The sequence below is a fragment of the Phyllobacterium sp. LjRoot231 genome (genome assembly GCF_964253365.1).
In the GTDB taxonomy this organism is placed as follows: Bacteria; Pseudomonadota; Alphaproteobacteria; order Rhizobiales; family Rhizobiaceae; genus Phyllobacterium.
On sequence record NZ_CAXUQT020000001.1, the window covers coordinates 638,366 to 661,290 of the forward strand.

Sequence of the window (22,925 nt, forward strand, 5' to 3'; positions counted from 1 at the left end):
CGGCGTTTGATGAGCGCATTGGTGGCGACGCGCCTTACCACAGCGGATTTACCTCGAATTCCTTAATTTATCACGGCATCGTTTAAATGTTGCTCCGCTTCCATTGTTCAATATTTTGATCCCATCATCCGCTCAAGAGCACTTTCGCAGCTGCTCTTTTTAACGGTGGCGCATTGCGGATGAGCTCATACAGTTCCTGATCTTCCGGATCGGCAATCTTATCCCGAATGCCCGCGACTAAGGCGTGCTTCCGGGGATCATCAAGCTTGCCGTAGTAGGTCGCCGTCGTGCGGTAGTGCTCGTGGCCCAGGTTTTGACTGAGTGCTTTCTTTTCCTCTGCACTAATTGGAAGCTGCTCCATCCATTGTGCAATCGCGCTACGGACAGAGTGTGGTTTGAAGTACTGCCCATCGCTAACTTTAGTGGCTTCCCTGATTATTTCGCGTATCGGGTTCGCAGATGACCAGGCTTCAAATGCGGTATCCTTCCTTGCAGCAAATCGATTCGGGCCCTTTGGAAAGAGTGGATCATCATCGTTGGCTCCATGGGCCTTGAGATCTTCAATCCAATCGATCACGACTTGCTCTAAATCTGCATCGATTGGGAACCATGCTGTTACCATTGACTTGGCACGCTTTGTCTTTACCTCGCTGGCCCGCTGATAGACTAGCTTTTTCGCAACATCCACATGCTTGACGCGTAGCGAGACAACCGCGCCGTCTCGGGCTCCAGATACAAGCAGGAAGGCAATTACCGCTCGGTTCCTCCGCTGCCAGAAAGTCTCGGCAAGCATCGAAAATACGAGTTTTTTTATCGTGCCGACCGTAGGCACGTATTTTTCCGAACTGGCATGAGCAATCGCGGACAGCTCTCTCGGTGGTGTGAAGTAGATGGGTGTGTCGGCCGGGATCTGCCGATAGCCATTCTCATTGCGCAACCAGCTGAAGAAGGCCGCCAGATTCTGGAGGGTATGGACGATCGTGGAGGCTGACAGTTCTGGCTTCTTGGTATCGCCCCCAGCGGGGTTCAGTTTCCGTTTGAACGAAGTGATTTGATCTTTAGTGACGCCCCTGAAGTCACTCGAAAGACAATGCCTATCAAATTGCCATAAGTGGCGCATGGCGGCGTCGATCGTCTTCGAGCTCAGCCCGCGCGCTTCCTTCATATGGTTTTGAAAGCAAAACATGGCGAATGCGTTATCAGCGTGCATGTCGACTCCTGGTATCTGGGAATTGCCCAAATTCAGTTCGGATAAGTGAAGCACTTTAGCTTAGGTAGGGAATTGCGCTGTCGACCTTTCGGCGCCCTCTCGGGAGAACCTACGTCATGAGCCAATAGTGTCGACTTGGGGTCCTTTTTGGCAGTTGCGGGTACCTCAACGGATATTTCGGACAAGAAAGACGTTTGCACAGGGTCGGACATAGGAGCTTGCCTTCCGCTGTTACTTGGGACCGCCGGCAGGAAGCGCCGCGATAAACGTGTCCAGATCCGCCTTGAGGATCAGAGTGCGAATCCCGAGCTTTTTGACCGGGAGCCTGCCTTCGCGAATCAAGACGTAGAGGGTTGAGCGACCGATCCCGAGAGCCTTGGCCGCTTCGGGGATGCTGAGCATAAACTGAATTTCCATGGGTATGTTCCTGTTCATCTGCGGATGCGTTTGAATACAGGAAGACTGGACTGCGAGAGTTCGGCCGCCTAGTTCGGAAGTTCGGCCGATCTCAGTTCATGGCTGAACTTCTGTAGCGCTTCACGGCGGCCGGCGGTTTTTGAGCCATGGACGCCGCGAACGCTTGGCCATTCAGCGGGACGTATTTCCCGGAAAATTGCACGCATATACTGGCGGGGAACACCGGGGAACATCTCGTGAACTAGTCGTTCTACTTCCCAAATACGGAGCGGCCCGAGCCTCTCGGGCACCTTGTGAACAATTGCTTCCACATAAGCACGTATTGCCGGCTCAGAAAATTTCGAGGCAGCGGATATCGCGGCTTTCTGCCGGAAAGCCACTTGCTGCGCTGGATCGATCTCCAAAACGCCGGGCAGCCATCTCTGAAGAATAAAGGAGGATCGGATGCGGAGTTGCTCATAACTTTCCCCATCGAGCAACACGAGCCGTCCACCCCACTCGCTTTCATTATCCACCAGATCAAGCAGATAGAATCGTAGGTCGGCAGCTTGATCAGGCAGTCGGACATGAGGCCATATACCGTAAGGCAGGGGGCGGTGCATCCTGCCTTCTGATTTGTCGCTGACACCTTCTACCACCGCTTGGCAACTTGTCGGTTCCAACGTCAGCAATTCAGCAAGTAAAGCCGCAATGGCCACGTCCATTCGAGCATCGGATTCCGGGACAATATGTCCACGACAGGCGATCCAATCGACGGCGGCAGAAAAGCCGATCCAAGTCGACGTGATCAGATCCTTTTTTATAATGCGGCCTTCGGGGCTGTTCTCTGCGACAGCAGCATCATCTGAAGCCATTTCGCCCTCCTGTCTTGCTGACGCCAGCATGGCCCCACACGAGATGTCAGTTACGCACGTGGGTGGATTGGGCGGAACGAGTCCGGACACTATTGTCCACAAGTTTGTCCGATATTTTCCGAGCGATCCCTACTCGCCTTTTCGCGTGATGGTATTTTTGATGGTATTTCAAAACCCGAATTGACGAATTCCTTTTGAATTCACATGGATAAGAGCCGTTTACGAGTCCTCTTCTGGCACCAGTTTCTTGTATGCAGACGTTTTCCAACGTTAGCGACAGTCAGCAAAAAGCCCGCACTAGCGGGCTTTTTTGTTGCCTTGCGTATGCTACTGCCGTCGCGCGTTGTACGATTAGTCATCGATCTCGTTTGGACCGCCATCGCGCTGCACACAACACCCGGCATTCCGCAGCACATGCACCCCGTTGTCGCTCTCGTGACCGCAGGCGTCGAGTGCTCGGACTGACTTACCCCGAATACAGCGATGCCGAACGAGAAAAGGTTGTCCACGCCCATCCCCGCACCGACCACTTCAAGGAGGATATCATCCAGGCCTTCTATGACGGCATCAAGCATAAGCCCGACACTACCTTCGGCAACGTCAAGGCCGACGTCCTCGCGGACAAGGACCCGCATTTCCACCGCGGCAACTTCTGCAGCGTCATCCGCCGGTCGGCCTGGAAAGCGTAGATGAGCCGTGGCACAGCGCGAGACGGCCATAGAAGGTGGAAACCCAGGGAGCCAGCAAAGACAGAAGACAGGCAATGAGTATGGAAGACCCGAATATCAGGGTAAATGCGGTACGGACATCATCACGAGACACTTTTTCGCGCTCGTGCCTCCAAACACGACAGGAGCCCGACGCCAGCCGTTTTTCAACTATCATCGTGCAGCGCTTCAACGAAGGTTGTCGCATTGCTGCTCAAATTTTGGTGCGATTGAAAACTTTGTCGCTGGACTTGGGTTTAAATCGACCATTTGACTGACCCCTACTCCGCTAAAGGTGAACCTGTCAGCCATTTGATGGAATCGGGATCGGGTTCTTGAGATGTTATGGTTAGCCAGCGAGTGGAATACTAAATGCAGAGGACATGCAAATGGCCGCGCCGATTCCGTTGCAACAATCCTTCTGGAACCAATGGAATGCCTCAACGCGAGAGATACATCTCGACGAGGTATCGTTGCGACAAGCTGAAGTGGTGCGCAATTGGCTAGAGCAGTTAGGCACCAAAGAACTCGAAATTCTGGAAGTCGGATGTGGGGCGGGCTGGTTTTGCGAGGAGCTTTGTGAATTTGGTCAGGTTACCGGTACCGATCTGGCAGACGAGGTGCTCGCACGAGCACAGAAGCGTATGCCACAAGTCAAACTTGTTTCTGGCGACTTCATGCAACTCGACTTCGGCCGAGAGCATTTCGATGTGATCGTATGTCTCGAAGTGCTGTCCTGTGTCGAAGATCAGCCAGCATTGATCGAAAAACTCGCTTATCACTTGCGCCACAATGGTTATCTGATGTTAGCAACTCCAAACCGATTTGTACTGCAAAGATTCCACCGCATTCCGCCACCCAGCCCTGGGCAGGTCCGACACTGAACGAATAGTCGAGAAACGTCTTCGCTTTTGCAAAAGCACTTCAATGTTGTCAAGATTTTTTCCGTAACTCCGAGAGCGAACAAAGGCCTTTTGCGAGTAATTCACTCTCGAACGTTCAATCGTCCGATCCGCGCCTTGTTCGGCAATAGCTTCGACAGATTCAAGGAGTCGATTGGCCTTGGTTGGACGCTTATGGCGCTTGCTCAAAAAAAACCAGTGCGGTGATCGGTCCGTCGCGAACTCACATGAGCTTATTGGCTATTCGGAGAATGCAACCGCCGCTAAGCCCCCAAAGCAGCGTGAAGCCTTTCTTCGGCCTACACTTATCGCGGGTCGGACTGGGTGGCATTTGCACGTGTGACCTCCAGCCATTCGTGCGGGGAGTGGAAGGAATCTTGGGGTTAGGCGGTCAAAGAAAACCGGCTGTCCTACAGTCGTCCGTCGAGGACTATTCTCGTCTGGAGCACGCGCTGCGCGGGTATTGTCACATAAACTGAGGTGAAGTGTAGTTTGCTTGAACGGCCTGTTTCAGGCAATCGCGATCGTCGCGATGTTCCACTGCGTCAGACGGGAGGCTCTCCGATCGCGAAAGCTTCCAGAATGGTGGCGAGGGTGATGTCAGGTTGACGTGTGATCAGCATCGGCTTGACTTCCAGGACCCGATCACCCGTCAGCTATAAACGTCGCCGCTTTCCGCCGGCACTTATCGCTCATGTCTGGCTCTACTGCAGGTTCCCGTTAAGCTTGCGGCTCGTCGAGGAAATGCTATTGGAGCGGGGGATCGTTGTTTCTTACGAGACCATCCGATGTCGGCAAAGAAATTCGGCCCGTACTATGCTCTTTATAAAACAGTTTACGACAGAGCCTCGGGCATTGTTGCTTGCCAGCTCGCCGACACGGGTTCATGGTAGTTTGATCAGGCCGGTTCTATTCGATAAGATATGAGATCGCTCACCGGGCTTCTGCGGGGTCGTTATCGATGAACTGCACCAGTTGCGGTTTTGACGTTCAAAGCGATTTTGCGTTTTGCCCAAAATGCGGCGCGAAGCAGCCGAGCGCATGTCCGGGTTGCGGATACTTGTGTCCACCCGACTTCTCATTTTGTCCCCGATGCGGCACTGCGACCGCCGGAACATCAAAAACTGGCATTCGGCCAAAATCCGTTTCCGAGGCACCGCCGAATGAAGCCCTCCACCCGCCCAAGCCTCCCGAGCCAGCACCAGTAAAACTGGAGCCCGAGGCAGATCGGCGCACCGTAACAGTCTTGTTTGCTGACCTTTGTGGCTTCACTTCCTTAAGCGAACAACTTGACCCGGAAATCATGCAAGCGCTCCAAAACGAGCTGTTCGAGGATCTGACGACGGCGGTGCATAGCTTCGGAGGTTTCGTCGACAAATTCATCGGGGACGCATTACTCGCATTGTTCGGCGCACCTGTCGCGCACGAGGACGACCCGGAGAGGGCTCTTCGGGCGGCGCTGGACATGATCAATCGCACAGCACGCATGGCAGATCGGTGGAAAACACGCACCGGTTCGCCCCTGGTTCTGCATATAGGCATCAACACTGGACCAGTTGTTACCGGCGGGTTTGGCGTAGGTAAGAGCAAATCCTATTCAGTTACAGGTGACACCGTAAATAGTGCACAACGGCTGCAATCGATGGCGAAACCTGGCGAGGTTCTCGTTGGCCCCCTCACCTACCGTCTCACCCGGCACGCTTTCTCCTACCAGCCCCTTGGCGACCAGGCGTTGCGTGGCAAAGTTGGCGGCTTACCGGTGCACCGATTGACTTGCCCGCTTGAATCGCCCCGTGCTGCACGAGGACTCGAAACACTCGGCCTAAGTGCACCGCTGATCGGGCGGAACGCAGAGCTTGAACGTATGCTTGGCTGTCTCGATCTGGCATGTTGCGGCACAGCCCAGCTGGTGCGGTTAACCGGTGAGGCCGGCATTGGAAAATCACGTCTGACTGAGGAGTTTCTTACTCGCGCCAGTGAAGACGTGCGTTTTGCCGAGCTCGTGGTTCGCCGGGCATACTGTTCGCCCCTTGGTGAACAGTCGTATGGTACTCTCGCCGCTGTACTACGCAGCGCTTACGAAATCGATCCCGCCGATTCACCGGAAAAGACGAAGGAATTGCTCGCAGCAGGCCTTTGCGGGCTTGGTCTTTCGCCTGAAGAGGTTTCTCAGTTAACGCCACTTCTATTCTATGTTCTCGGTCTGGACGATCCCGATCACATGCTCCGGCATGTCGAGCCAGAGCAGTTGCGCCGGCAAATTTTCTACGCCGTTCGTACGATTTTCGAGCGCCGTCTGGCGCGATCGCCTCTATTGCTTGTTGTCGAGGACCTTCATTGGGCTGATACTGCCTCCCTTGAAGTGCTGCGTTTTTTGATGGACCGGCTGGAACGCAGCCGCCTCATGCTCCTGACAACCCACCGATCGACATTCAATACAGACATGCTTGATTCAAGTCGAACCAGCCTGACGGTGCTGCGCCTGGCCCGGTTATCTGACAATGACGGGCGAAAATTGCTCGCAGCGTTTTTTGGCTTCGAGCGAAGCAAATTGTCCATCGATCTGAATAACCGGATCCTCGAGCGCGCAAGTGGTAATCCTTTGTTCCTTGAGGAGATTGTGCGCGGTCTGATTGAAACCGGGGCCCTGCAAAAGGATGGCCAGCATTGGCAGATCGCGACAAAGGAGGCAGCCGCCGATATTCCGGTGAGCATACAGGCAATGCTGCTCGCCCGGATGGATAGGCTGCCGCCGGACGTTCGCAGGCTGGCACAGGAAGCTGCGGTGATCGGACCTCGCTTCGACGCGAGATTATTAAGAACCATTTCGACCGACCCGACGAATGTTGAAGCTGGTCTCGATCTGCTGTGCGACGCCGAAATCATAGAGGAGATCCCTCGAGCGGAATCGGTGTCATCGCACGACTATCGCTTCATGCAGACCCTGCTTCACGATGTGATCTATCAAAATCTTCTGCTGCAACGACGCGTCGTTATGCATAGCCAGATCGGTGATGCGCTGGAGCGCTTGTACGGAGAAGATCCCGAACATCTGGAAGATCTGGCATTGCTCGGCCACCATTTCAGCCAAACCCCAGCCAGAGAAAAAGGCGCACGTTACCTGATAGCGGCCGGCGACCGCGCACGCAAAATATACGCCAACGACGACGCTCTCCGTCTCTATAGGCAGGCGCTGGAAGCCTTGTCGGATGCTGATAAACAGGGACAGCAGTGGCTACTATTGTGTGAGCGGATTGCTGATCTATGTGGTCCGACCGGCCAACGTGAAACAGCCAATGCACATTACATGGAGGCCTTGAAAGAATACCGTGAAACGGGTGATCCCGCCGCTACGGCGCGGATACTTCGCAAGCTCGGGCGTCTGCTCTGGGACATGGGTAAACGCGACCAGGCGGAGGCACGCTACGCCGAGGCGACGACACTACTCCAAGGAATGGACCCGCTTATCGAGCATGCACATCTCGCGCAGGAACGTGGCCACCTTGCGTTTCGCATCGGTGACCAGGATGGTGCTGTCCGGTGGGCGGATGAAGCACTGCATTACGCCCAAATCCTCGCGTCTGATAGCGACCCCGAAGCCAAACTCGAAGCCGCGCGGGTTACCGCAGAAGCACTCAATACAAAAGCGGTGGCGCTGGCGCGACTCGGACGGAGCCAGGATGCGGTCTACGAGGTGGAGCGGAGCGTCAAGGTTGCCGAAGACGCTGGCCTGCTCAACGCCGCTTGCCGCGGATACACAAATCTTGGTGTACTCTACACCGTCGTCAATCCAGCGCTGGCGATCCAAGTCTGCCGTCGCGGCTTGAAGGTTGCACATCGCATCGGCGATCTTGGTTTCCAGGCGCGCCTCCTTGCCAATCTCGCGGTGGCCTACTGTACCTTCACAGATCGATGTGCAAGCGAAGGCGTACCCGCCGCCGAAAAGGCCATCGAGATTGATCGGGCGCTGGATCAGCGCGATCACCTGCCGGTACCACTAATCGTCCTCGGTCAAATTCACCAATGTCACGGTCAGCCGGAACTGGCCCGCAATTGCTACAACGAGGCACTCGAGGTGGCAGGCGAAACTCGTGAGCCACAATTACTGTTTCCGTGCTATGATGGCCTGGCGACGCTTAATCTCGACCTTGATGATATGGCCGAGGCGGAACGGTACTTTGTCATGGCGCAAGAAGTCTGCGCGAAGCATGGTCTCGATCCGGAGGCGCTTGTCGTATTGCCGTTTCTCGACTAGCCAAGCGAGGAGGATGACACATGTCGGAGCCTCATATTGAAAGACCATTACAGCCGGGCGACCGGGCACCAAATGTCGTGCTCGATGCGATCACACGCCAGGGCAAGGTCGCCATTGACGACTTTCGCGGCCGCAAGCCGGTATTGGTCGGGTTGTTCCGGGGTTTGCATTGCGCGTTCTGCAGGCGCCAGATAGCAGCGATGTCACAACTTGAAAGCGCCTTGCGGGAAAAAGGCATTGACAGTCTGACTGTCGTGAATACGCCGATCGAGCGTGCCCGGCTCTATTTCCGCTACCACCCGTTGCCCAACCTGTTGGCCGCGTCCGATCCCGACCGGATATCGCACCGAGCATTTGGCCTGCCCAATCTCCAATTCACTGAAACTGAAACCAACTGGCCGTACAAGCTCAGCAAGGATGCAGTGATGTCGATGCGGGTCGATCTGCCGGGAGAATTGCCGGAACCGATGGACCCGATAGCAGCAACAATGTACCTCGATGAAGCGGACGGTTACGAATTCACCGACGCCGACAAACAGATGGTCGCCACTGGCGAGGGACAGCTTGTCGGTCAGTTCCTGCTCGACCGGGACGGTGTAGTGCGCTGGTGCTTCACCGAAGTTCCCGAAGGGGGCCGCTACATGTTCGGAGTGCCGGCGCCACAGGAGCTGATGTCCGCCGCGGCACAGATCGCTGGGTAAAAGCAGTTTGCGAAACAGGTGTCAAACAGTTCGAACGAAAGTACCAAGCTACGTAGTGCTTTCCCCAGTAAGGGAAACCAAGCAAATTTTCTGCGCGATGTTGCGGAAAAGCCCTTCGAGACCGTCCCGAGTTCGAGAAAGTGCTGATCGTAGAAACCAATGTCTAGTAGTCTGATACCAGCGTATAATTCAAAACGCGCCCATTTCAACCCATTATCATACTAGATACAACGGCGATCCGTTGTCTCCACTTGTCGTAGCAGCCACCTGCCGGGTGGCAGAAAAATGATGATTGGAACCAGAATGCCATATAAATCAATAGACACAAAGGCTGTGCCTGCGGCGAGCCAAATGGAGCACCTCGAGGTTACAATCGAGGGGCTTAAAGCCAATCTCGACAATGCCGTCGAGGTTGCATTTCTGCGCGGTGCGACCGAATGGGTCCGTCTCAACTATCCATCGCACTATGAGCGGCTGCTCATGCGATTTGACAGCAGCGCATTGTTCGGACATCGCGGATATCTCCACTGACATCAGCATGAATTGGATGGTTTCAAACGTATTCGACGGTCTGTGGTTATGACGCTGCCGATCATGCCAATGTGATAGCTCTGAACGCTAACGGTTCTCAAATCTCAAACTGTAAATCCCAACGGAGGTTGCGCGATGTCCGCAATCACTATGATATTGTGCCACGGCACTCATGCCGACTTTAAGGGTTTCGACCCAAGTGAGTACAATGAAAGTGGTGCGTTCGGCAGCGGCTTCTATTTTTCTAACGATATTGAGTTGGAGCAGGAGTATTCGAACGGTCTCGACCCGGTCGTCGCCAAGGTGACACTCCAGAATCCCTATATCCTCGACAAGAGCCTCCCATATGATCAGTGTCTCGCGGCCTCCAGAGTTTTCCGGCCGATCGAGCATGCGCGTGAAAGGCTGATAGGCCAAGGGTATGACGGTGTCTTGCTGATCCAGGACACTTATGTCGAGGTTGTCGCCTTTTACCCCCGGCAAATTGAAAGCCACGGCCGCCGTCCTGATCTCTCGATCAAGGACCAACGAATACCGCAAAAACATCACTCCTTTTTTCAGATTCAGATGCTTCCTCAGTTGCTCTCGTGCTTGGTCTGTCAAGGTAACGCAGTGCGCGAAATCGAAAGAATGCTTGTCCGCAATACGCGGACAGGCGGCAAACCCGGAAAGGCCACCGTGTAACTGGAATCCTGGAGAACTAGATATGGTGTTTACGAGAAGACGGTTCTTGGCTTTTGTGTTTGGAACAGCAGGTGTGATTGCGCTAACTCTGCAAGGCAATGCGCAGAGCATGATGATGCAATCAAACAAACCGACGACCAGCGAACAGGCATCCAATCACGTCAATGTGCGGGGGATAATTGCGAGCCTTGCTGACAAGTCGCTGGTGGTCAAGACGCGCGAAGGGGGCGACGCGACAATCACCTTGAGCGATGATTGCCTCGTCAACAGCGTTGCCAAGGCATCGATAGACAATATCAGGCAAGGCGATTTTGTCGGTATCTCTAATGTACCGAAAAGCGAAGGTATCAGCAGTGCGCTCGAAGTCGTAATCTTCCCGGCTGCACTTAAAGGTACAGGCGAAGGCGACCGTCCTTGGGACCTGAAGCCGAATAGCAGTATGACCAATGCGACTGTTGCGAACGCAGTAAAGAGCGTGGATGGGCGTACGGTTACAGTTACTTATCAGGGCGGACAAAAGAAGATCGACATTCCTGATAATACGCCGATCGTGACCCTCGCGCTTGCCACAATGGATGATCTGAAGCCTGGCGCAACAGTATTCGTTCCGGCAGAACATGGAAGCGATGGCACATTGGTAACGCATCGGGTCGTCTTCGGTACCAATGGCGTGGTCCCGCCGATGTGAGTTTCAACCACTGAGGTGGATTTAGAAAACTAAAATATCCTCTCGATCCGAGACGGCCGGCTCCTCTTCAGGGAACTATTTATGACGGACGAACGCCAAATCAGGGCGGATCTATCCCAGTGTCTCGGCCGGCTTTGGCGGTTTGGGGTGGTCCTTTCCCTCCAGTGCGACGTTGCCGACGATCTCGTCGAGGCGACTTGCGTTCGTGCGCTCGAACGCGCGCCCCTGTTCATTGGCGGCAACCGTCTCGATTGCTGGTTGTTCTCGATCCTGCATTCAATCTGGCATACTGAAATCAGTCCGTACCGCTTTCGCATGGGTCAAGCTACGATCAATGCCCGTCAGACAAAATCCAGCATTCGCGACGAGAACATCGAGATCCATGTCATGGATAATCCGGTCTTGCGCCAAGTGACTACACTGCCGGAGGAATATCGCGCTACGGTGTTCCTCGCCTATGTCGAGGACATGTCTTACCGCGAGGTTGCGGACGTTCTTGCAGTACCGATTGGCACCGTCACGAGCTGCCTTGCCTGCGCTCGCATTATGCTGGCCGAAAATGCAGAAGTATCAAAAGCTCCGGGTTTAGTTTGAGAGAAGGACGTTAATCCGTTGTATTTGAAGCCAATGTCGCTTCGGTTTGCGGAACACGCCGCGTTTTCTATCTGTAATTCGAGCCATTCTGCCGCCTCGGGATCCAAGAAATACCACTCTTGAGTTTGGCCCGTGCGGAAAAAGGGCAGCAGGCCGCGTCTCGGCTCTGCTGCCCAAGAGGCGATCGCACGGGAGGGGCAACAACGATCGCCGGGGGGACTGTACGTAAGCTCATTTTGACACCACGAGTCGCGCCAATCGAATTAAACTTTGTTAAATTACGTGAAACTTGCCGTCGCTCGGTCTTCGTGGCTTATTCCTGGAGGCAATGGTTGCGCGGCAGTATGGTCGCGACGCATTGACAATTGCTAGCCAGCTTACTTTCAGTTCTGTTGAGGAGCGCATGTAGTAGCGGAAAACAGCTTCAATGCTGCAGAACAGGGACTTAGGGATCCCCGCTTCTCATGACTTGCTTGCGCCGACCGAATGCGTGCCAGATCTGTCGTGGCTTCAGCCAAGCGCCGAGCCCTGCTCGATGGCACACTTCACTGATCCGGAAGACCTTCTGCTACTTCTGAATTCAGCTTGAGTAACCAAGCCACAACTCGGTTTGCGACCGCAAAATGTCCGGAACTTTTTGCTCTTCATCCCCGGCCTGTGACCGCACCAAAAATTCCAGCGCGGAGGCGGCTAGTTCGATTTGTCCACACTGAGCGAGTCCGTCAGCCAGAGCACGGGAAAACTCCGCCGCCCCAACATTACATTGCTGCGCTTGCAGCGTCGCCAGAGCGTTACGCAACAGGTGAACACCTAAATGCACCTGTCCTTCTGCAACGACCAGCGCATCCGTTTGTTGCCCATTGGATGCTCGCGGGAGCGGTGAATTTGGCCACTCTACAGAACGAGATGAATCCGTCAGATCAACTTTTGCAACAAAACAGTATCCGCGTCCAGGAACACTCATTATATAGCGAGGGCCTGCTTTCGTGTCTCCCAAGATCCTTCTCAGACTGGCGATGTGCACGCGCAAATTCGTATCCTCCACCACAACGTTGGGCCATGCGCGACTAATTAGTTCTTTGTGAGAAACAACCTCACCCGGACGCTCAACAAGGGCAATCAGGATTTCGAGCGCGCGACTGCTGATGGAAAGAGGCCTCCCGTTTTGCTGAAGGAGCCTCTCGCGTCCAGAAAGCTGAAACGGCCCAAAACGGAAAGCGCCTGCCGAAGCGTCTTTAGGCATCGAACTGATGGCAGAATTTAGCGTCATTTCTCCGTTCTCCTTTTTTCTAGCAGAAGCAGATTCAGGCTTCGCAAGGCAAAACACGAGCGGGCCGCCCCCTGCTTATCCGCTGTAATAGGGACCGCTGCTTGGAATGCCGTCAACGCCAGAGAAAGCTGCCAGACAATGCATCGTGGCTTTATTTCGATCGCATGCTTTTTCAATCAAAGCGCCATATCTCCAGTAGCGCCTTAGAGGATGCGCGAACAGCAGATGAATCCAATCGATATCAAAATCCTGACGTTTAGATTTAGCGCAAACCCTACCATAACAAAACAGTTAGCGCAATTGTGTTGCGTTAAATTCGCAAGTTTGGTAGGTAATGTTGAGCAATTTTGCTGGGCAAGGTCTGCGTAAATGCCTAGAAACCGTGTTACATTACAGGACCTTGCTGACGCACTCGGGATTTCAAAATTCTCCGTATCGAGAGCTCTATCCGGAAAACCGGGTGTAGGGGAAGCCACACGCCGAAGGGTTGAACGGGCCGCCCAGGACATGGGCTATCCGCTTATGGTTGAGCAAGCGCAAAACAGAGGACAAATATTGTTCCTGCGCCAAGAAATTGACCGTGTGAGCACAGAGTTGTGGTCAAACATCCTCCTTGGCGCGGAGCAGCAGGCCGAGGCTTACGGTTTTACCGTAATACCAAAGCAGGCGCACAGTTTCTTCGACAGCACGCCGATAGATGAGGCCGTAGTAGGGTTAATCCTTGCAGTACCTTACCCTGAAGAGCTCTCCGGGATCGCAAGTCGGACCAACCTCCCTGTGGTTTGCTCGGGATATGCAGGTCCATTGGAGCACATCGATCAAGTGTCGGGGACAGACTGGGAAGCCGGTGTAACGATTGCTCGCTACCTGGCAACGTTGGGACATCGCAAGTTGGCTTTCGTCCACGGGGACGCAAGGTTGTTAGGCAGGGCCGAAAGATTTCGAGGTCTATGTGATGGGGCAAGAGAAATTGACGGAGATGTAGACGATCTTGTATTCGATGAACAAGCGGGTTTGCGCAAACCGCTTCTTGACTACATGGATTCGGGGGGCAAACCGACTGCACTGTTCTGTGCTCATGATGGTATAGCTGTGAGCGTAATTTCAGAACTGGCACTTCTTGGGATTCGTGTGCCCGAAGATGTTTCGGTAGTTGGTTTCAATGATTTCATATCGGCCTCGCAGGTCGCGCCTCGCTTGACGACAATAAGGACACCTCATGTCGAAATGGGAGCAGCGATGGCTCGTTGTATTATTGACAGAGTCTCCAACCCCCACTTTCGGACAGTCCCTCCGCTTCGCATAAACCTCGTGCCGGAGCTGATCATACGAGAGTCGACAGGCCCGGCTTCATTGGTGCCGTGGGAGCGAAAGTACAATTAAGCAACCTGAGCGGAGTGGGCTCAAGGATGAATAAAATTAGTAAGGAGACACAACGAGGCTAATCGGCGAAACTATGCCTGATACCCAATAACGGCGAACATAGCGTGGCTGCGAGCGGTCGTGTAGCAGCCATGGGGTGGGGGGCCGAGGTGTGAGGCACGACGATCGACACTCTGAGAGTGTATTTACGCCTTCTGGTTCGGGTGTCAGGAGGGTGCAATCCCTTGCGCTGATGGATAAATTGGCTGACTTATGTTTTGTTCCGCTAACTATATTACCCACCGTAGCCCTTAGCGTTGCAGTATTTGGTTTTCCGCTAATGCTGTCATTGATCATGAGCTTCGTTGCCTGGTCAATTGACCAACCTGTTTCGGAAGCTGCCTTTGTGGGCCTGCGCAACTATAGGGACCTTTTCGCAGATCCGGTGTTCGTCGCAAGCCTCTGGCTTACACTTGGTTATACTGCTGCAACAGTTTGCCTCGAAATTCTGATCGGGCTGGCGATCGCCCTGCTTCTAAATCTGGATCTTCCGTTCATCCGCTTCTTTCGAATAGCATTGATCGTCCCGATGATGGTCACCCCTATTGTCGCTGCGCTTTGTTGGAAACTCCTCCTCGACCCCACCTATGGCCTTGTCGACTATCTCATGGGATCGCCGGTCATCTGGCTCGGCAACCCGACGCTCGCACTCATCACAGTGGGCGGGGTGAGCGTGTGGCAGAACGCACCGTTCGTAGCCCTACTTATCCTGGCGGGGCTACAGTCCTTGCCGAAAGAGATAATAGAAGCGGCAACGATCGACGGCGCAACCAAGATCGCACTGTTCCGTCATATAACTTTGCCGCTCCTATCGCCCTATTTGCTCGTGGCGACGCTCCTCCGCATCATCTTTGAGTTTAGAGCCTTCGACAATGTTTACGTGATGACGGCAGGCGGGCCAGCCAACGCGACGTTGGTACTCTCCATTTACGTCTATCACACATCCTTCTTCAGCTTCGATCTCACGCTGGCTTCAGCTGCATCGTGGATTATGCTCGCGATCGTCCTGACGGTCTGTCTGCTCCTGATAGCAACCATACGTCAAAAGGAAACCGACTGATGAAATTCTTGTCGCGCATGTCCTGCAGGACTGGATTCTACAACGCCTTCTTGTATGCCTCATTGATCTGCTTGCTTCTGCTCTTCCTGCTGCCACTGCTTTGGGTTCTTGGACTGTCCTTGAAAACACGCGAGCAAATATTCACGACACCGCCACTTTTTCTGTGGTGGCCGACTATGGAGAACTACTTCGCGGTTTTATCCGAGGGGAACTTTCTGGTTTCCTTCTGGAACAGCTTTTTGGTGACAACTTCAACGGTTTTGGTATCTCTGTTTGCTGGAGTACCTGCGGCCTACACCATCGCCAGGTACCGCTTCCCTGGTCGCAAACTCATCTTCTTTTCGCTCCTGGTTATGCGCATGCTGCCGCCAATCGCGGCGCTTTTGCCGTTATATGTGATGTTCAGTCTTGTGGGACTGATCAACTCCAGGATAAGCCTCATCCTGGCCTACACAACATTCAGTCTTCCCATGATTGTTTGGGTCACGCGTGACTTCTTCAAAAGCGTGCCCCGGGATTTGGAAGAAGCTGCCTATATGGACGGCGCGTCTCGGACGGGCGCTTTCCTCAGGATCGCCCTGCCTTTGGCCAAACCGGGTATCACGACCGCGGCTATCTTGTCGTTGCTTCTTGCGTGGAACGACTTCATCTTCGCGGCGATCCTCACCAATAGCACCACGCGAACATCGCCAGTCCTCCTGAGCACTTACGCGGGTAGCGAGACAGGGACGGATTGGGGAGCCATCGCCGCGTCCGGCATTCTGGTGCTCCTGCCCGTGATCGTGTTCTCGTTGATCGTTCAGAGGCACCTTGTACCTGGCCTGTCGTCAGGAGCGGTAAATGATGCTAGGATTACCTGACAGGTGATGGAGGGAGCCATGTCCGGTTCGGGGAAGGCAGGCCTGATCAATCGGCGCGCGCTGCTTGGATCGACCTTGGCTGGAATCAATCTTGCCGCGCTCGGCTTGCCAACGATAGCTCGCGCGGAGCTTGGGGAAAAGCCTGCCAAGCTCGTTGTCCTCGGCGACAACGCCTCTTGGAAAGGAACAATCCTTCAGGACGCGATCCCCGCCTTCAAAAATGACACCGGCATAGACGTCGAGTACGTGCAGTTGCCTATGGAGGCGCTTGTCGTACGGAGCCGGGCCGAAATGTCCGGCCAAGGACCCACGAGCTTCGATATCGTGCAGATGGGTTCCTCCATGGTCGGATGGATGCACGCTTATGTTGAGGATCATAATCGTTTGTTGGCATCCGCCGCCGGCAAATATGCATCTGATTTCGACATGGATGATTTCCCCCCCCGAACGATCGATGCGGTGTCCGTTGATGGTAAGCTATGCGGCATTCCCTATCGGGCAACTGTGTATATATTCCACTACCAAAAGGAGTTGCTCGAGGCCGCAGGCTTTTCAAGCCCACCATCGACTTTCGCCGAATTTCAGGCCGCTGCGGCGGCTCTGACAAGTACAGGTGCGCCCCTCCGGTACGGCGTGGGAACATGTGGTCGTCAGGGGCCGGCGATCAGCAACCACTTCTGCCCGTTCCTGTTGTCTTCGGGTGGTTCGTTTTACGATCTGAAGACGAGGAAGATCACGATCGATACTGAAGAATCCATCGGTGCGTTGGAATATTATGGGAACTTGATGACAAAGCACAGGGTCATACCTCCGGAGGCAGTGACGTGGGAATGGGACGAGATAATTGCGAACGGTCAGAACGATCGTTATGCCATGGCTGTCACGCTGAACGCCTCAGGCACTCTATTGAACAAATCGAAAGCGTCGAAAACAGCTGGGCGGTGGGGTTGGACTGTCGTGCCGGGCGCTCAGAAAGCTGAACAGAGCAAGAGCCCGTTTTTTGTATGGTCGTTCGCTGTTCCTTCAGCATCACAGAACAAGGGATGGGCTTTCGAATTCATTCAGCACGTCACGAGCAGGGAATGGGCCCGGCGGTCAATGGAAAAGGGAAATGCTTCCGCTCGACTCTCCGTTTTGACCGATCCGGAGATCGTTGAAGCGTACGGCTGGACCGCGGCGGCCGCTGCGCAGATGAAGACCGCTCAGCCCAATCCGAATGACGCCAATTGGGGCTCACTCGAGCTTGATCTCCGCGCGGGCATTTCAAGTACACTGCAAGGTCAAACGACAGCCAGAGATGCGTTGCAGACCGTCGCTGACAGTTGGAGGCGCAAATTCAATCGCTTAAGGCCCTGACCTGACGCCGGGTAGCTACTGGTGCCGGCATCCTGTGTTTTATCCGGATAGAGAAATGACAGCTGGTTTTGTCGAATTTTTCAAGAACTCGTCCCAATCGATGCTCTCGAGCCCCTACCGCAGATGAGCAAGATACACTGAGAGGGCATGGCGAATACTCCATTCTCCTGAAGCGCCAACTTAACAACTATTAACATTTCAAAACTTTCCTTTCTTCGTCATAGGGCCTTTCTTTGCTGCGAGACGGCTGCTAAAGGGGGCAACAATGTCCACGGACGAGAGAAAAACAGCGATTGTGACAGGGGCCCCACGGGGTATCGGAGCAGCCATCGCTCAGCGGCTGGCAAGCCACGGTTTCAATATCATCATCAATTTTGCATGCCTGAACACATCAAGATTTTCACGACCCGCTGCAGCACTCATTGCTGCAGCGGTTTTCCTGCTCGACACATTGACAACCTTGGACATTGCTATTGCGGTGCTCTACGTGCTCGTGGTGTTGTTATCCCTTAACTTTGCGACCCAGACAGGGCTTGTACTGATCGGTGCCGGCTGCATGGGACTTACGGTTCTAGGCTTTTTGATTTCGCACGGGGAAGGACTGCCTGCATTTGAAGATTCTATAGGACGTTGCTTCGTCAGCCTTGCTGCCATTGGAATCACAACATTCCTTGCCTTCAGGGTGAAAGCTGCGATCAGTGTTTTGGCCGAAAGTGAACAGCGTTACCGCACTATTTTTTCGGCGGCGGGTGTCGGCATCCTCCAGATGGATTTCACAGGTCTCAAAGCCGCTATCGATAAGCTCAAGGTTGACGGCGTGCGAGACATCGACCATGCGGAAAACCTTGATCCTGGGTTCGTCCGCAAAGCGCTAAAATTGATCAAGCTGACCAATGCCAACAATACTGCTCTGAACATGTTCAACGTCCCAAATATCGGCACGCTGGAAATGCTGCTGCCGACACTCATTAGCGCGGAAATGGAGAGTTCAGCCTGGAAGTTCCTCGCATCGATCTGGTCCGGGAAGTCCAGCTATGAAGCTGAAACGGTGATCGACAATGCGGAAGGCCGGCAACGCATTGTTCTTTATAACGTCGCCTTTCCCGCAAATCGCCCGGCTCTCGACATGGTCCTGATCAGCATCATGGATGTAACCGACAGGCGGGAAGCCGAGAACCAGCTTCATGCAGCGCGAACAGAGTTGGCGCATGTCGCGCGCGTGGCAACGCTTGGAGAGTTAACGGTATCGATCGCCCATGAACTCAATCAGCCTTTAGCCGCCGTGGTCACCAACGGAGGAGCCGGCTTGCGCTGGCTCAGGAGGGAAGTGCCCGATCTGGAAAAGGTTCAGTTTTCGATGGAGAGCATGGTCGCTGATGCAAAACGTTCCAGCGACATTATCAAGAACTTGCGCGCACTGTCGGTAAAGGCATCTCCGAAGCCGATACACGTCAATCTCAACGAGGTCCTGGATGAGACGGTGGCGCTGGTTCGACGCGAAATTGACATCAATCAGGTGAGTTTGCGGTCCGATCTTGCAGCCGATCTCCCGGAGGTCAGCGGTGACCGGGTACAACTGCAGCAAGTCGTTCTGAATCTGCTGTTAAATGCCATTCAAGCAATGGCTCACGCGGCTGGCAATACCCGGAAGCTGCTTATAGAGTCGTTTGCCGAGGAACGAGCGGCTCTCGTAAAAATCCACGACAATGGCCCCGGTCTTACGCCTGAAACCCGAAAAAAACTGTTTAGCCCCTTTTATACGACCAAGCCTGACGGCATGGGCATGGGGTTGTCAATTTGCCGCTCGATCGTGAATGCCCATGGCGGGAGCATAAATGCAACTTCCGAACCGGGAGCAGGCACTACGTTCGAATTCACAATTCCATTTATCGAGGAAGCCGGGTGATGGACGAACTCACATCGCCACTCGTCATTGTCGTTGACGATGACGAGCACCTGCGCGAAGCACTAGGCAATCTTTTCGAATCGGTCGGTATGCGTGTGGAGCTGTTCGGCTCCACGTCGGAACTCCTTGCCCGCCCTGCCAAGGTTACCGCCGCAAGTTGCCTTGTCCTCGATATTCGACTGCCGGGCGTCAGCGGCCTCGACTTCCAGAACCAGCTGGCGAACCTTGGCAATAATATCCCCATCATCTTCATGACGGGTCACGGTGATGTCCCCATGTCGGTGCGGGCGATGAAGGCCGGTGCCATCGACTTCCTTACCAAGCCGTTCCGCGACCAGGACATGCTTGATGCGGTCTCGAATGCGTTGGTGCTTGACCGGACCCGCCGGGCCAGCGATGGCGAACTGTCTGCGCTGATGACGCGGTACGAAAGCCTGACGACTCGGGAGCGCGAGGTAATCGCCCTGGTGACGAGCGGCCTGATGAACAAGCAGATTGCGGGCGAACTTGGCCTGAGCGAGATAACTGTAAAAATCCATCGCGGCCATCTGATGGAAAAAATGGGTGTGCGAACCTTTGCGGAACTCGTCAAGGCCTACGAGGCGCTTCGGCCCATCTTGAACAAGTAATGCCAGAACCTAAACCCCAGTATGATATCATCCAGTCTCTCGATGGTGCATGTAACTCACAGATAGTTACAGGTTTTTAGTACCGTTATAAAAGGTTGCTGGTGTACCGATGCACAACACCGGCAAAGGCGACAAGCCTCGAGCGATCGCCCCCGGGATGTCCCGGGGGCGATCGTTTCCTTTCTGCAACGCAGATCTGGCCCTGCCCGGACTAATGCGGGTGAAACTGCGAACGCAGTCGCCAACTCAACGGAACAAATGCAAGGTGGATGTTTGGGGAGCATCATTCATGGAGGTATCATCGTCATTCGTATTGGGCGCACGATGACCATGCTCGCCTGCGCGCCCCTCGTGGGAAGCGTGGGATGCGCTTGAACCGTGTGAGCCGCCGCCGTGGCCACCAGAAGCGGCAAAAGCGGTTGCGAATGGAGTGGAGATAAACAAGGCGGCCAGTGCCGTCCTTAAGATCAAAGAGCGCATTTTGGGCGTCTCCGGAAGTGAGGGTGACATTGTCACCCGGCTGTAAGACCGTCCAGTTCCGTCGTGTCACGCTGGACGTTGTCCATCGTCGGCGGTACCCGGTCTACAAAGCTACTCTAAATGGTAATTTCCAATTTTGCTAGTTAACAAAAAGTAATAAAGACATTTGCAAACGACAACCTTAGTTGCTGTAAATAAATATTAATTGATTTGCATATACGTTGTTATACAATATTCTGTGTGATAATTTTCTGATACCGCATAGTTCTTTTCAAATGCATGCCAGTATTGATCGGTACAAGAATTAATACGATGTAGATGGCCGTTATTGATGGAGATTCGGTTCAGCCGCAGCAGTCTGAAAGGCTCAATACAAGACGAATATATCGCCGATGGTAAATGCCAAGGTCACGATAGCGGCTGAACCCAGTAGAAACAGCGTGATCCAAATTGTATCTAGCTTCTCCATAGCTTCAAATCCTTGGTATCAGGAGGAATCGGCTTCCAATTCGGACTTGATTGGCCCGAATTCAAAGGTGCTTGATCAAAGACAGGCGAAACCCGTCATGTGCAAGAAACGCACGGCTTACAGAATTGTAGGAACGGTAGAGGCTCGAACGGCTGTTCTTGCCCAAAACACCAGCGGATGTCGAAAACATTTCGTGCTGAGCAGGTTGGTCGTGTAGAGGACTGATCCGCATAGCTACCATTCTTGCGTGACTTCTCTTGTATCTGATAGTAGCGAGGCAGCGGTGGATGCTCCATCATACAAACGTGCGGGTGAATAACGCGCTGGTTTGATCGAGTCATACTTTGGTTTGTGGGCGAACCAGACTGGAACCGTGAGTAATTGCGAAGCGCAGCACTGAACGACCAGTTGGGCCTCAACGGAAGTAAGCTTGCTAAATTGTTTGACAGGTCGCTTTGTGGGGTGTGCACTACTCCCATGCGGGTGCATCCCGCATGCAAAAAATGGGAGGAAGCCATGAAAGACATGAATCGTCGGTCGGCATTGGCACTCGGTTTAGCGGCGACCGCCGCAACGCCTCTGCTCATTTCGGCAAGCCCGGCTGTGGCCAAGACCAAGAAGTACAGCAAAACGGATGGCAAGGAGCTTGCCCCGGGTGTCCGAATAGTTGAGTTGGGCACGTTTAAGTCAGATATCCCCGCCTACAAGAGCATCAACGTGGTAGATATCGTGTTCCAGCCCGGAGCGGTGGCCCCGGAAACCGTCATGGACAATGACATGCTGTGTTATATCACGGCGGGTGAGTTCACGATCAAGAAGCCAGATAGGGAATTCAAAATAAAAGAAGGCGAGATGTACGCGTGCACCAAAGGCAAGACGGACATGGCGACAAACACCAGCAAGGTGGTTGGGATTCACACGATAGGCATTCTGATCCCTGCCTGAACGAAGTTGGCGTTTCTCCGGCTGGACTCATGCAGTGAGTGCTATCGGTTCTGAGTCCAGCCTGAGTGGCGGTCATCGCCGCTCCTAACTCAGTTCTTGGGTCTGACTTCGTAATAAACTGACGTCTTCTGCTCCGGCCCCTTGGCGACGGCGTAGATATCGTAGCTGGCCTTGGGATCACTGCCCATTCCGAGCGATCCCGCAGGCATGCCAGGCACCGCCAATCCGGCAATGTCGGGCTTCTCGTACAGCAGTTTTGCCACCGCCTCCAGCGGCACATGCCCGTCGAGGAAATAGCTACCGACAACCGCCGTATGGCAGCCTTCGACGGAGGCGGGCACGCCAAAGCGCTTCTTGACGCCCGGCAGATCGTCCGTGTCCACCCGTTCGACGGTGAACCCGGCATCTTCCATCGCTTTCGCCCAGAGATTGCAGCACCCGCAATTGGGGTCTTTGTAGATCGTCATCGACAAATGTGTCTCGGCACCTGCCTTCCTCGCAGTCATGACAACGGCCATTGCTGCGATTCCCGTGCAAATGAATTCACGTTTCTTCATCAGATCGTCCCTCCATCACCCCTTCTTGTCAGGCTGCATCGGCATATCCTTGCGCCACTGCTCGTTGGGCTTTCCGGAATCGGGAGTACTTTGCATCATCTTGTTGCAGCTTTCCATCATCTGGTTCATCTGCTTCATCATATCCATCATGCCGCCGTGCTCCATCATGCCAGAACCCATGTTTGAGCCTGGAGACTGATTGTCATCGGCAGCAAAGATCGGTGATGTGAGCGCAAGCCCAGCCATTATTGTGGCGGCTAACCCAAGGAATTTCAATGAACTGTACATTGCGATCCTCCTGTCATTTTTGATGTTGCAACGGCTCAGGGAACCTATCTGAACACGGTGTGCGGACATTTACCAACCTGGAACGAACATCGGCACCACTTCCCGGTATTGCTCGTACTGAATGCCAAACGTGACCGCTG

21 protein-coding genes and 2 pseudogenes are annotated in these 22,925 nt (G+C 54.0%); 16 read left to right on the forward strand and 7 right to left on the reverse strand.

What is annotated here, in order from left to right; genetic code table 11:
• Positions 1-124: 124 nt before the first annotated feature.
• From ACSQ3H_RS03050 to ACSQ3H_RS03060, 3 genes are all read right to left on the reverse strand, one after another.
• Entirely contained in the window at positions 125-1,210 is a 1,086-nt protein-coding gene (locus tag ACSQ3H_RS03050; protein ID WP_436115680.1) for a tyrosine-type recombinase/integrase, read from the reverse strand.
• 231 nt (positions 1,211-1,441) lie between these two features.
• A complete protein-coding gene (locus ACSQ3H_RS03055; protein ID WP_436115681.1) occupies positions 1,442-1,627 on the reverse strand; it encodes a helix-turn-helix domain-containing protein in 186 nt (61 codons plus the stop codon).
• A 68-nt stretch (positions 1,628-1,695) separates the two neighbouring features.
• Positions 1,696-2,481 (reverse strand): hypothetical protein, encoded by a 786-nt coding sequence (locus ACSQ3H_RS03060; protein WP_436115682.1) that lies wholly within the window; start codon positions 2,479-2,481, stop codon positions 1,696-1,698.
• 357 nt (positions 2,482-2,838) lie between these two features.
• On the opposite strand from ACSQ3H_RS03060, the pseudogene ACSQ3H_RS03065 reads away from it, so the two are divergent.
• A pseudogene (locus tag ACSQ3H_RS03065) lies at positions 2,839-3,170 on the forward strand (phosphohydrolase); the annotation flags it as partial.
• On the opposite strand, the gene ACSQ3H_RS03070 reads toward ACSQ3H_RS03065, so the two are convergent.
• Positions 3,142-3,396, reverse strand: coding sequence for an oligosaccharide flippase family protein (locus ACSQ3H_RS03070; protein WP_436115683.1), 255 nt, complete (start codon positions 3,394-3,396; stop codon positions 3,142-3,144). The pseudogene ACSQ3H_RS03065 and the gene ACSQ3H_RS03070 sit on opposite strands and share 29 nt — an antisense overlap.
• Positions 3,397-3,577: 181 nt before the next feature.
• On the opposite strand from ACSQ3H_RS03070, the gene ACSQ3H_RS03075 reads away from it, so the two are divergent.
• The 8 genes and pseudogenes from ACSQ3H_RS03075 to ACSQ3H_RS03110 all read left to right on the forward strand — a co-directional run bounded on the left by ACSQ3H_RS03075 (position 3,578) and on the right by ACSQ3H_RS03110 (position 11,543).
• A complete protein-coding gene (locus ACSQ3H_RS03075) occupies positions 3,578-4,072 on the forward strand; it encodes a class I SAM-dependent methyltransferase (protein WP_436115684.1) in 495 nt (164 codons plus the stop codon).
• A 645-nt stretch (positions 4,073-4,717) separates the two neighbouring features.
• Positions 4,718-4,879, forward strand: a pseudogene (locus ACSQ3H_RS03080) (IS6 family transposase); the annotation flags it as partial.
• A gap of 172 nt (positions 4,880-5,051) precedes the next feature.
• The gene (locus tag ACSQ3H_RS03085; protein ID WP_436115685.1) at positions 5,052-8,345 is read left to right on the forward strand and encodes an adenylate/guanylate cyclase domain-containing protein; all 3,294 of its coding nucleotides are present in this window, start codon (positions 5,052-5,054) and stop codon (positions 8,343-8,345) included.
• 20 nt (positions 8,346-8,365) lie between these two features.
• Positions 8,366-9,046, forward strand: coding sequence for a peroxiredoxin-like family protein (locus tag ACSQ3H_RS03090; protein WP_436115686.1), 681 nt, complete (start codon positions 8,366-8,368; stop codon positions 9,044-9,046).
• 303 nt (positions 9,047-9,349) lie between these two features.
• Complete coding sequence (locus ACSQ3H_RS03095; RefSeq protein WP_436115687.1) at positions 9,350-9,577, forward strand: hypothetical protein; 228 nt, start codon at positions 9,350-9,352, stop codon at positions 9,575-9,577.
• Between the two features lie 135 nt (positions 9,578-9,712).
• Positions 9,713-10,261 (forward strand): hypothetical protein, encoded by a 549-nt coding sequence (locus ACSQ3H_RS03100; protein WP_436115688.1) that lies wholly within the window; start codon positions 9,713-9,715, stop codon positions 10,259-10,261.
• A 22-nt stretch (positions 10,262-10,283) separates the two neighbouring features.
• The gene (locus ACSQ3H_RS03105) at positions 10,284-10,949 is read left to right on the forward strand and encodes a hypothetical protein (protein ID WP_436115689.1); all 666 of its coding nucleotides are present in this window, start codon (positions 10,284-10,286) and stop codon (positions 10,947-10,949) included.
• 81 nt (positions 10,950-11,030) lie between these two features.
• On the forward strand, positions 11,031-11,543 hold the full coding sequence (locus tag ACSQ3H_RS03110; RefSeq protein ID WP_436115690.1) for a sigma factor-like helix-turn-helix DNA-binding protein: 513 nt from the start codon (positions 11,031-11,033) through the stop codon (positions 11,541-11,543).
• Positions 11,544-12,123: 580 nt separating this feature from the next.
• Here ACSQ3H_RS03110 and ACSQ3H_RS03115 read toward each other — a convergent pair.
• On the reverse strand, positions 12,124-12,813 hold the full coding sequence (locus tag ACSQ3H_RS03115) for a winged helix-turn-helix domain-containing protein (protein ID WP_436115691.1): 690 nt from the start codon (positions 12,811-12,813) through the stop codon (positions 12,124-12,126).
• Between the two features lie 369 nt (positions 12,814-13,182).
• Between ACSQ3H_RS03115 and ACSQ3H_RS03120 the strand changes: the two genes are divergently transcribed.
• The 7 genes from ACSQ3H_RS03120 (at position 13,183) to ACSQ3H_RS03150 (ending at position 21,940) form a co-directional block, all read left to right on the forward strand.
• Complete coding sequence (locus ACSQ3H_RS03120) at positions 13,183-14,196, forward strand: LacI family DNA-binding transcriptional regulator (RefSeq protein ID WP_436115692.1); 1,014 nt, start codon at positions 13,183-13,185, stop codon at positions 14,194-14,196.
• 319 nt (positions 14,197-14,515) lie between these two features.
• Positions 14,516-15,295, forward strand: coding sequence for a carbohydrate ABC transporter permease (locus tag ACSQ3H_RS03125; RefSeq protein ID WP_436115693.1), 780 nt, complete (start codon positions 14,516-14,518; stop codon positions 15,293-15,295).
• A complete protein-coding gene (locus ACSQ3H_RS03130) occupies positions 15,295-16,155 on the forward strand; it encodes a carbohydrate ABC transporter permease (RefSeq protein ID WP_436115694.1) in 861 nt (286 codons plus the stop codon). The genes ACSQ3H_RS03125 and ACSQ3H_RS03130 overlap by 1 nt, the downstream gene beginning before the upstream one ends.
• 18 nt (positions 16,156-16,173) lie before the next feature.
• Entirely contained in the window at positions 16,174-17,511 is a 1,338-nt protein-coding gene (locus ACSQ3H_RS03135) for an extracellular solute-binding protein (protein WP_436115695.1), read from the forward strand.
• Positions 17,512-17,776: 265 nt separating this feature from the next.
• Positions 17,777-19,417: an ATP-binding protein gene (locus tag ACSQ3H_RS03140; RefSeq protein ID WP_436115696.1), complete on the forward strand. Its 1,641-nt coding sequence runs from the start codon at positions 17,777-17,779 to the stop codon at positions 19,415-19,417.
• Positions 19,417-20,046: a response regulator transcription factor gene (locus tag ACSQ3H_RS03145; RefSeq protein ID WP_436115697.1), complete on the forward strand. Its 630-nt coding sequence runs from the start codon at positions 19,417-19,419 to the stop codon at positions 20,044-20,046. The genes ACSQ3H_RS03140 and ACSQ3H_RS03145 overlap by 1 nt, the downstream gene beginning before the upstream one ends.
• A 1,465-nt stretch (positions 20,047-21,511) precedes the next feature.
• Entirely contained in the window at positions 21,512-21,940 is a 429-nt protein-coding gene (locus ACSQ3H_RS03150; RefSeq protein WP_436115698.1) for a hypothetical protein, read from the forward strand.
• A gap of 89 nt (positions 21,941-22,029) precedes the next feature.
• Here the strand turns inward: ACSQ3H_RS03150 and ACSQ3H_RS03155 are convergent, their stop codons facing one another.
• Positions 22,030-22,497 carry a DUF411 domain-containing protein gene (locus tag ACSQ3H_RS03155; RefSeq protein WP_436115699.1) on the reverse strand — a complete coding sequence of 156 codons (468 nt, stop codon included), beginning with the start codon at positions 22,495-22,497 and terminating at the stop codon, positions 22,030-22,032.
• A gap of 15 nt (positions 22,498-22,512) precedes the next feature.
• Complete coding sequence (locus ACSQ3H_RS03160; protein ID WP_436115700.1) at positions 22,513-22,785, reverse strand: hypothetical protein; 273 nt, start codon at positions 22,783-22,785, stop codon at positions 22,513-22,515.
• Positions 22,786-22,925 lie beyond the last annotated feature (140 nt).

What these genes read in the sequence shown, in the direction of transcription:
- ACSQ3H_RS03050 (WP_436115680.1), bottom strand. Translation starts at nt 1,210, where the DNA reads ATGCACGCTGATAACGCATTCGCCATGTTTTGCTTTCAAAACCATATG.
- ACSQ3H_RS03055 (WP_436115681.1), bottom strand. Translation starts at nt 1,627, where the DNA reads ATGGAAATTCAGTTTATGCTCAGCATCCCCGAAGCGGCCAAGGCTCTC.
- ACSQ3H_RS03060 (WP_436115682.1), bottom strand. Translation starts at nt 2,481, where the DNA reads ATGGCTTCAGATGATGCTGCTGTCGCAGAGAACAGCCCCGAAGGCCGC.
- ACSQ3H_RS03070 (WP_436115683.1), bottom strand. Translation starts at nt 3,396, where the DNA reads ATGCGACAACCTTCGTTGAAGCGCTGCACGATGATAGTTGAAAAACGG.
- ACSQ3H_RS03075 (WP_436115684.1), top strand. Translation starts at nt 3,578, where the DNA reads ATGGCCGCGCCGATTCCGTTGCAACAATCCTTCTGGAACCAATGGAAT.
- ACSQ3H_RS03085 (WP_436115685.1), top strand. Translation starts at nt 5,052, where the DNA reads ATGAACTGCACCAGTTGCGGTTTTGACGTTCAAAGCGATTTTGCGTTT.
- ACSQ3H_RS03090 (WP_436115686.1), top strand. Translation starts at nt 8,366, where the DNA reads ATGTCGGAGCCTCATATTGAAAGACCATTACAGCCGGGCGACCGGGCA.
- ACSQ3H_RS03095 (WP_436115687.1), top strand. Translation starts at nt 9,350, where the DNA reads ATGCCATATAAATCAATAGACACAAAGGCTGTGCCTGCGGCGAGCCAA.
- ACSQ3H_RS03100 (WP_436115688.1), top strand. Translation starts at nt 9,713, where the DNA reads ATGTCCGCAATCACTATGATATTGTGCCACGGCACTCATGCCGACTTT.
- ACSQ3H_RS03105 (WP_436115689.1), top strand. Translation starts at nt 10,284, where the DNA reads ATGGTGTTTACGAGAAGACGGTTCTTGGCTTTTGTGTTTGGAACAGCA.
- ACSQ3H_RS03110 (WP_436115690.1), top strand. Translation starts at nt 11,031, where the DNA reads ATGACGGACGAACGCCAAATCAGGGCGGATCTATCCCAGTGTCTCGGC.
- ACSQ3H_RS03115 (WP_436115691.1), bottom strand. Translation starts at nt 12,813, where the DNA reads ATGACGCTAAATTCTGCCATCAGTTCGATGCCTAAAGACGCTTCGGCA.
- ACSQ3H_RS03120 (WP_436115692.1), top strand. Translation starts at nt 13,183, where the DNA reads ATGCCTAGAAACCGTGTTACATTACAGGACCTTGCTGACGCACTCGGG.
- ACSQ3H_RS03125 (WP_436115693.1), top strand. Translation starts at nt 14,516, where the DNA reads ATGCTGTCATTGATCATGAGCTTCGTTGCCTGGTCAATTGACCAACCT.
- ACSQ3H_RS03130 (WP_436115694.1), top strand. Translation starts at nt 15,295, where the DNA reads ATGAAATTCTTGTCGCGCATGTCCTGCAGGACTGGATTCTACAACGCC.
- ACSQ3H_RS03135 (WP_436115695.1), top strand. Translation starts at nt 16,174, where the DNA reads ATGTCCGGTTCGGGGAAGGCAGGCCTGATCAATCGGCGCGCGCTGCTT.
- ACSQ3H_RS03140 (WP_436115696.1), top strand. Translation starts at nt 17,777, where the DNA reads ATGTCCACGGACGAGAGAAAAACAGCGATTGTGACAGGGGCCCCACGG.
- ACSQ3H_RS03145 (WP_436115697.1), top strand. Translation starts at nt 19,417, where the DNA reads ATGGACGAACTCACATCGCCACTCGTCATTGTCGTTGACGATGACGAG.
- ACSQ3H_RS03150 (WP_436115698.1), top strand. Translation starts at nt 21,512, where the DNA reads ATGAAAGACATGAATCGTCGGTCGGCATTGGCACTCGGTTTAGCGGCG.
- ACSQ3H_RS03155 (WP_436115699.1), bottom strand. Translation starts at nt 22,497, where the DNA reads ATGAAGAAACGTGAATTCATTTGCACGGGAATCGCAGCAATGGCCGTT.
- ACSQ3H_RS03160 (WP_436115700.1), bottom strand. Translation starts at nt 22,785, where the DNA reads ATGTACAGTTCATTGAAATTCCTTGGGTTAGCCGCCACAATAATGGCT.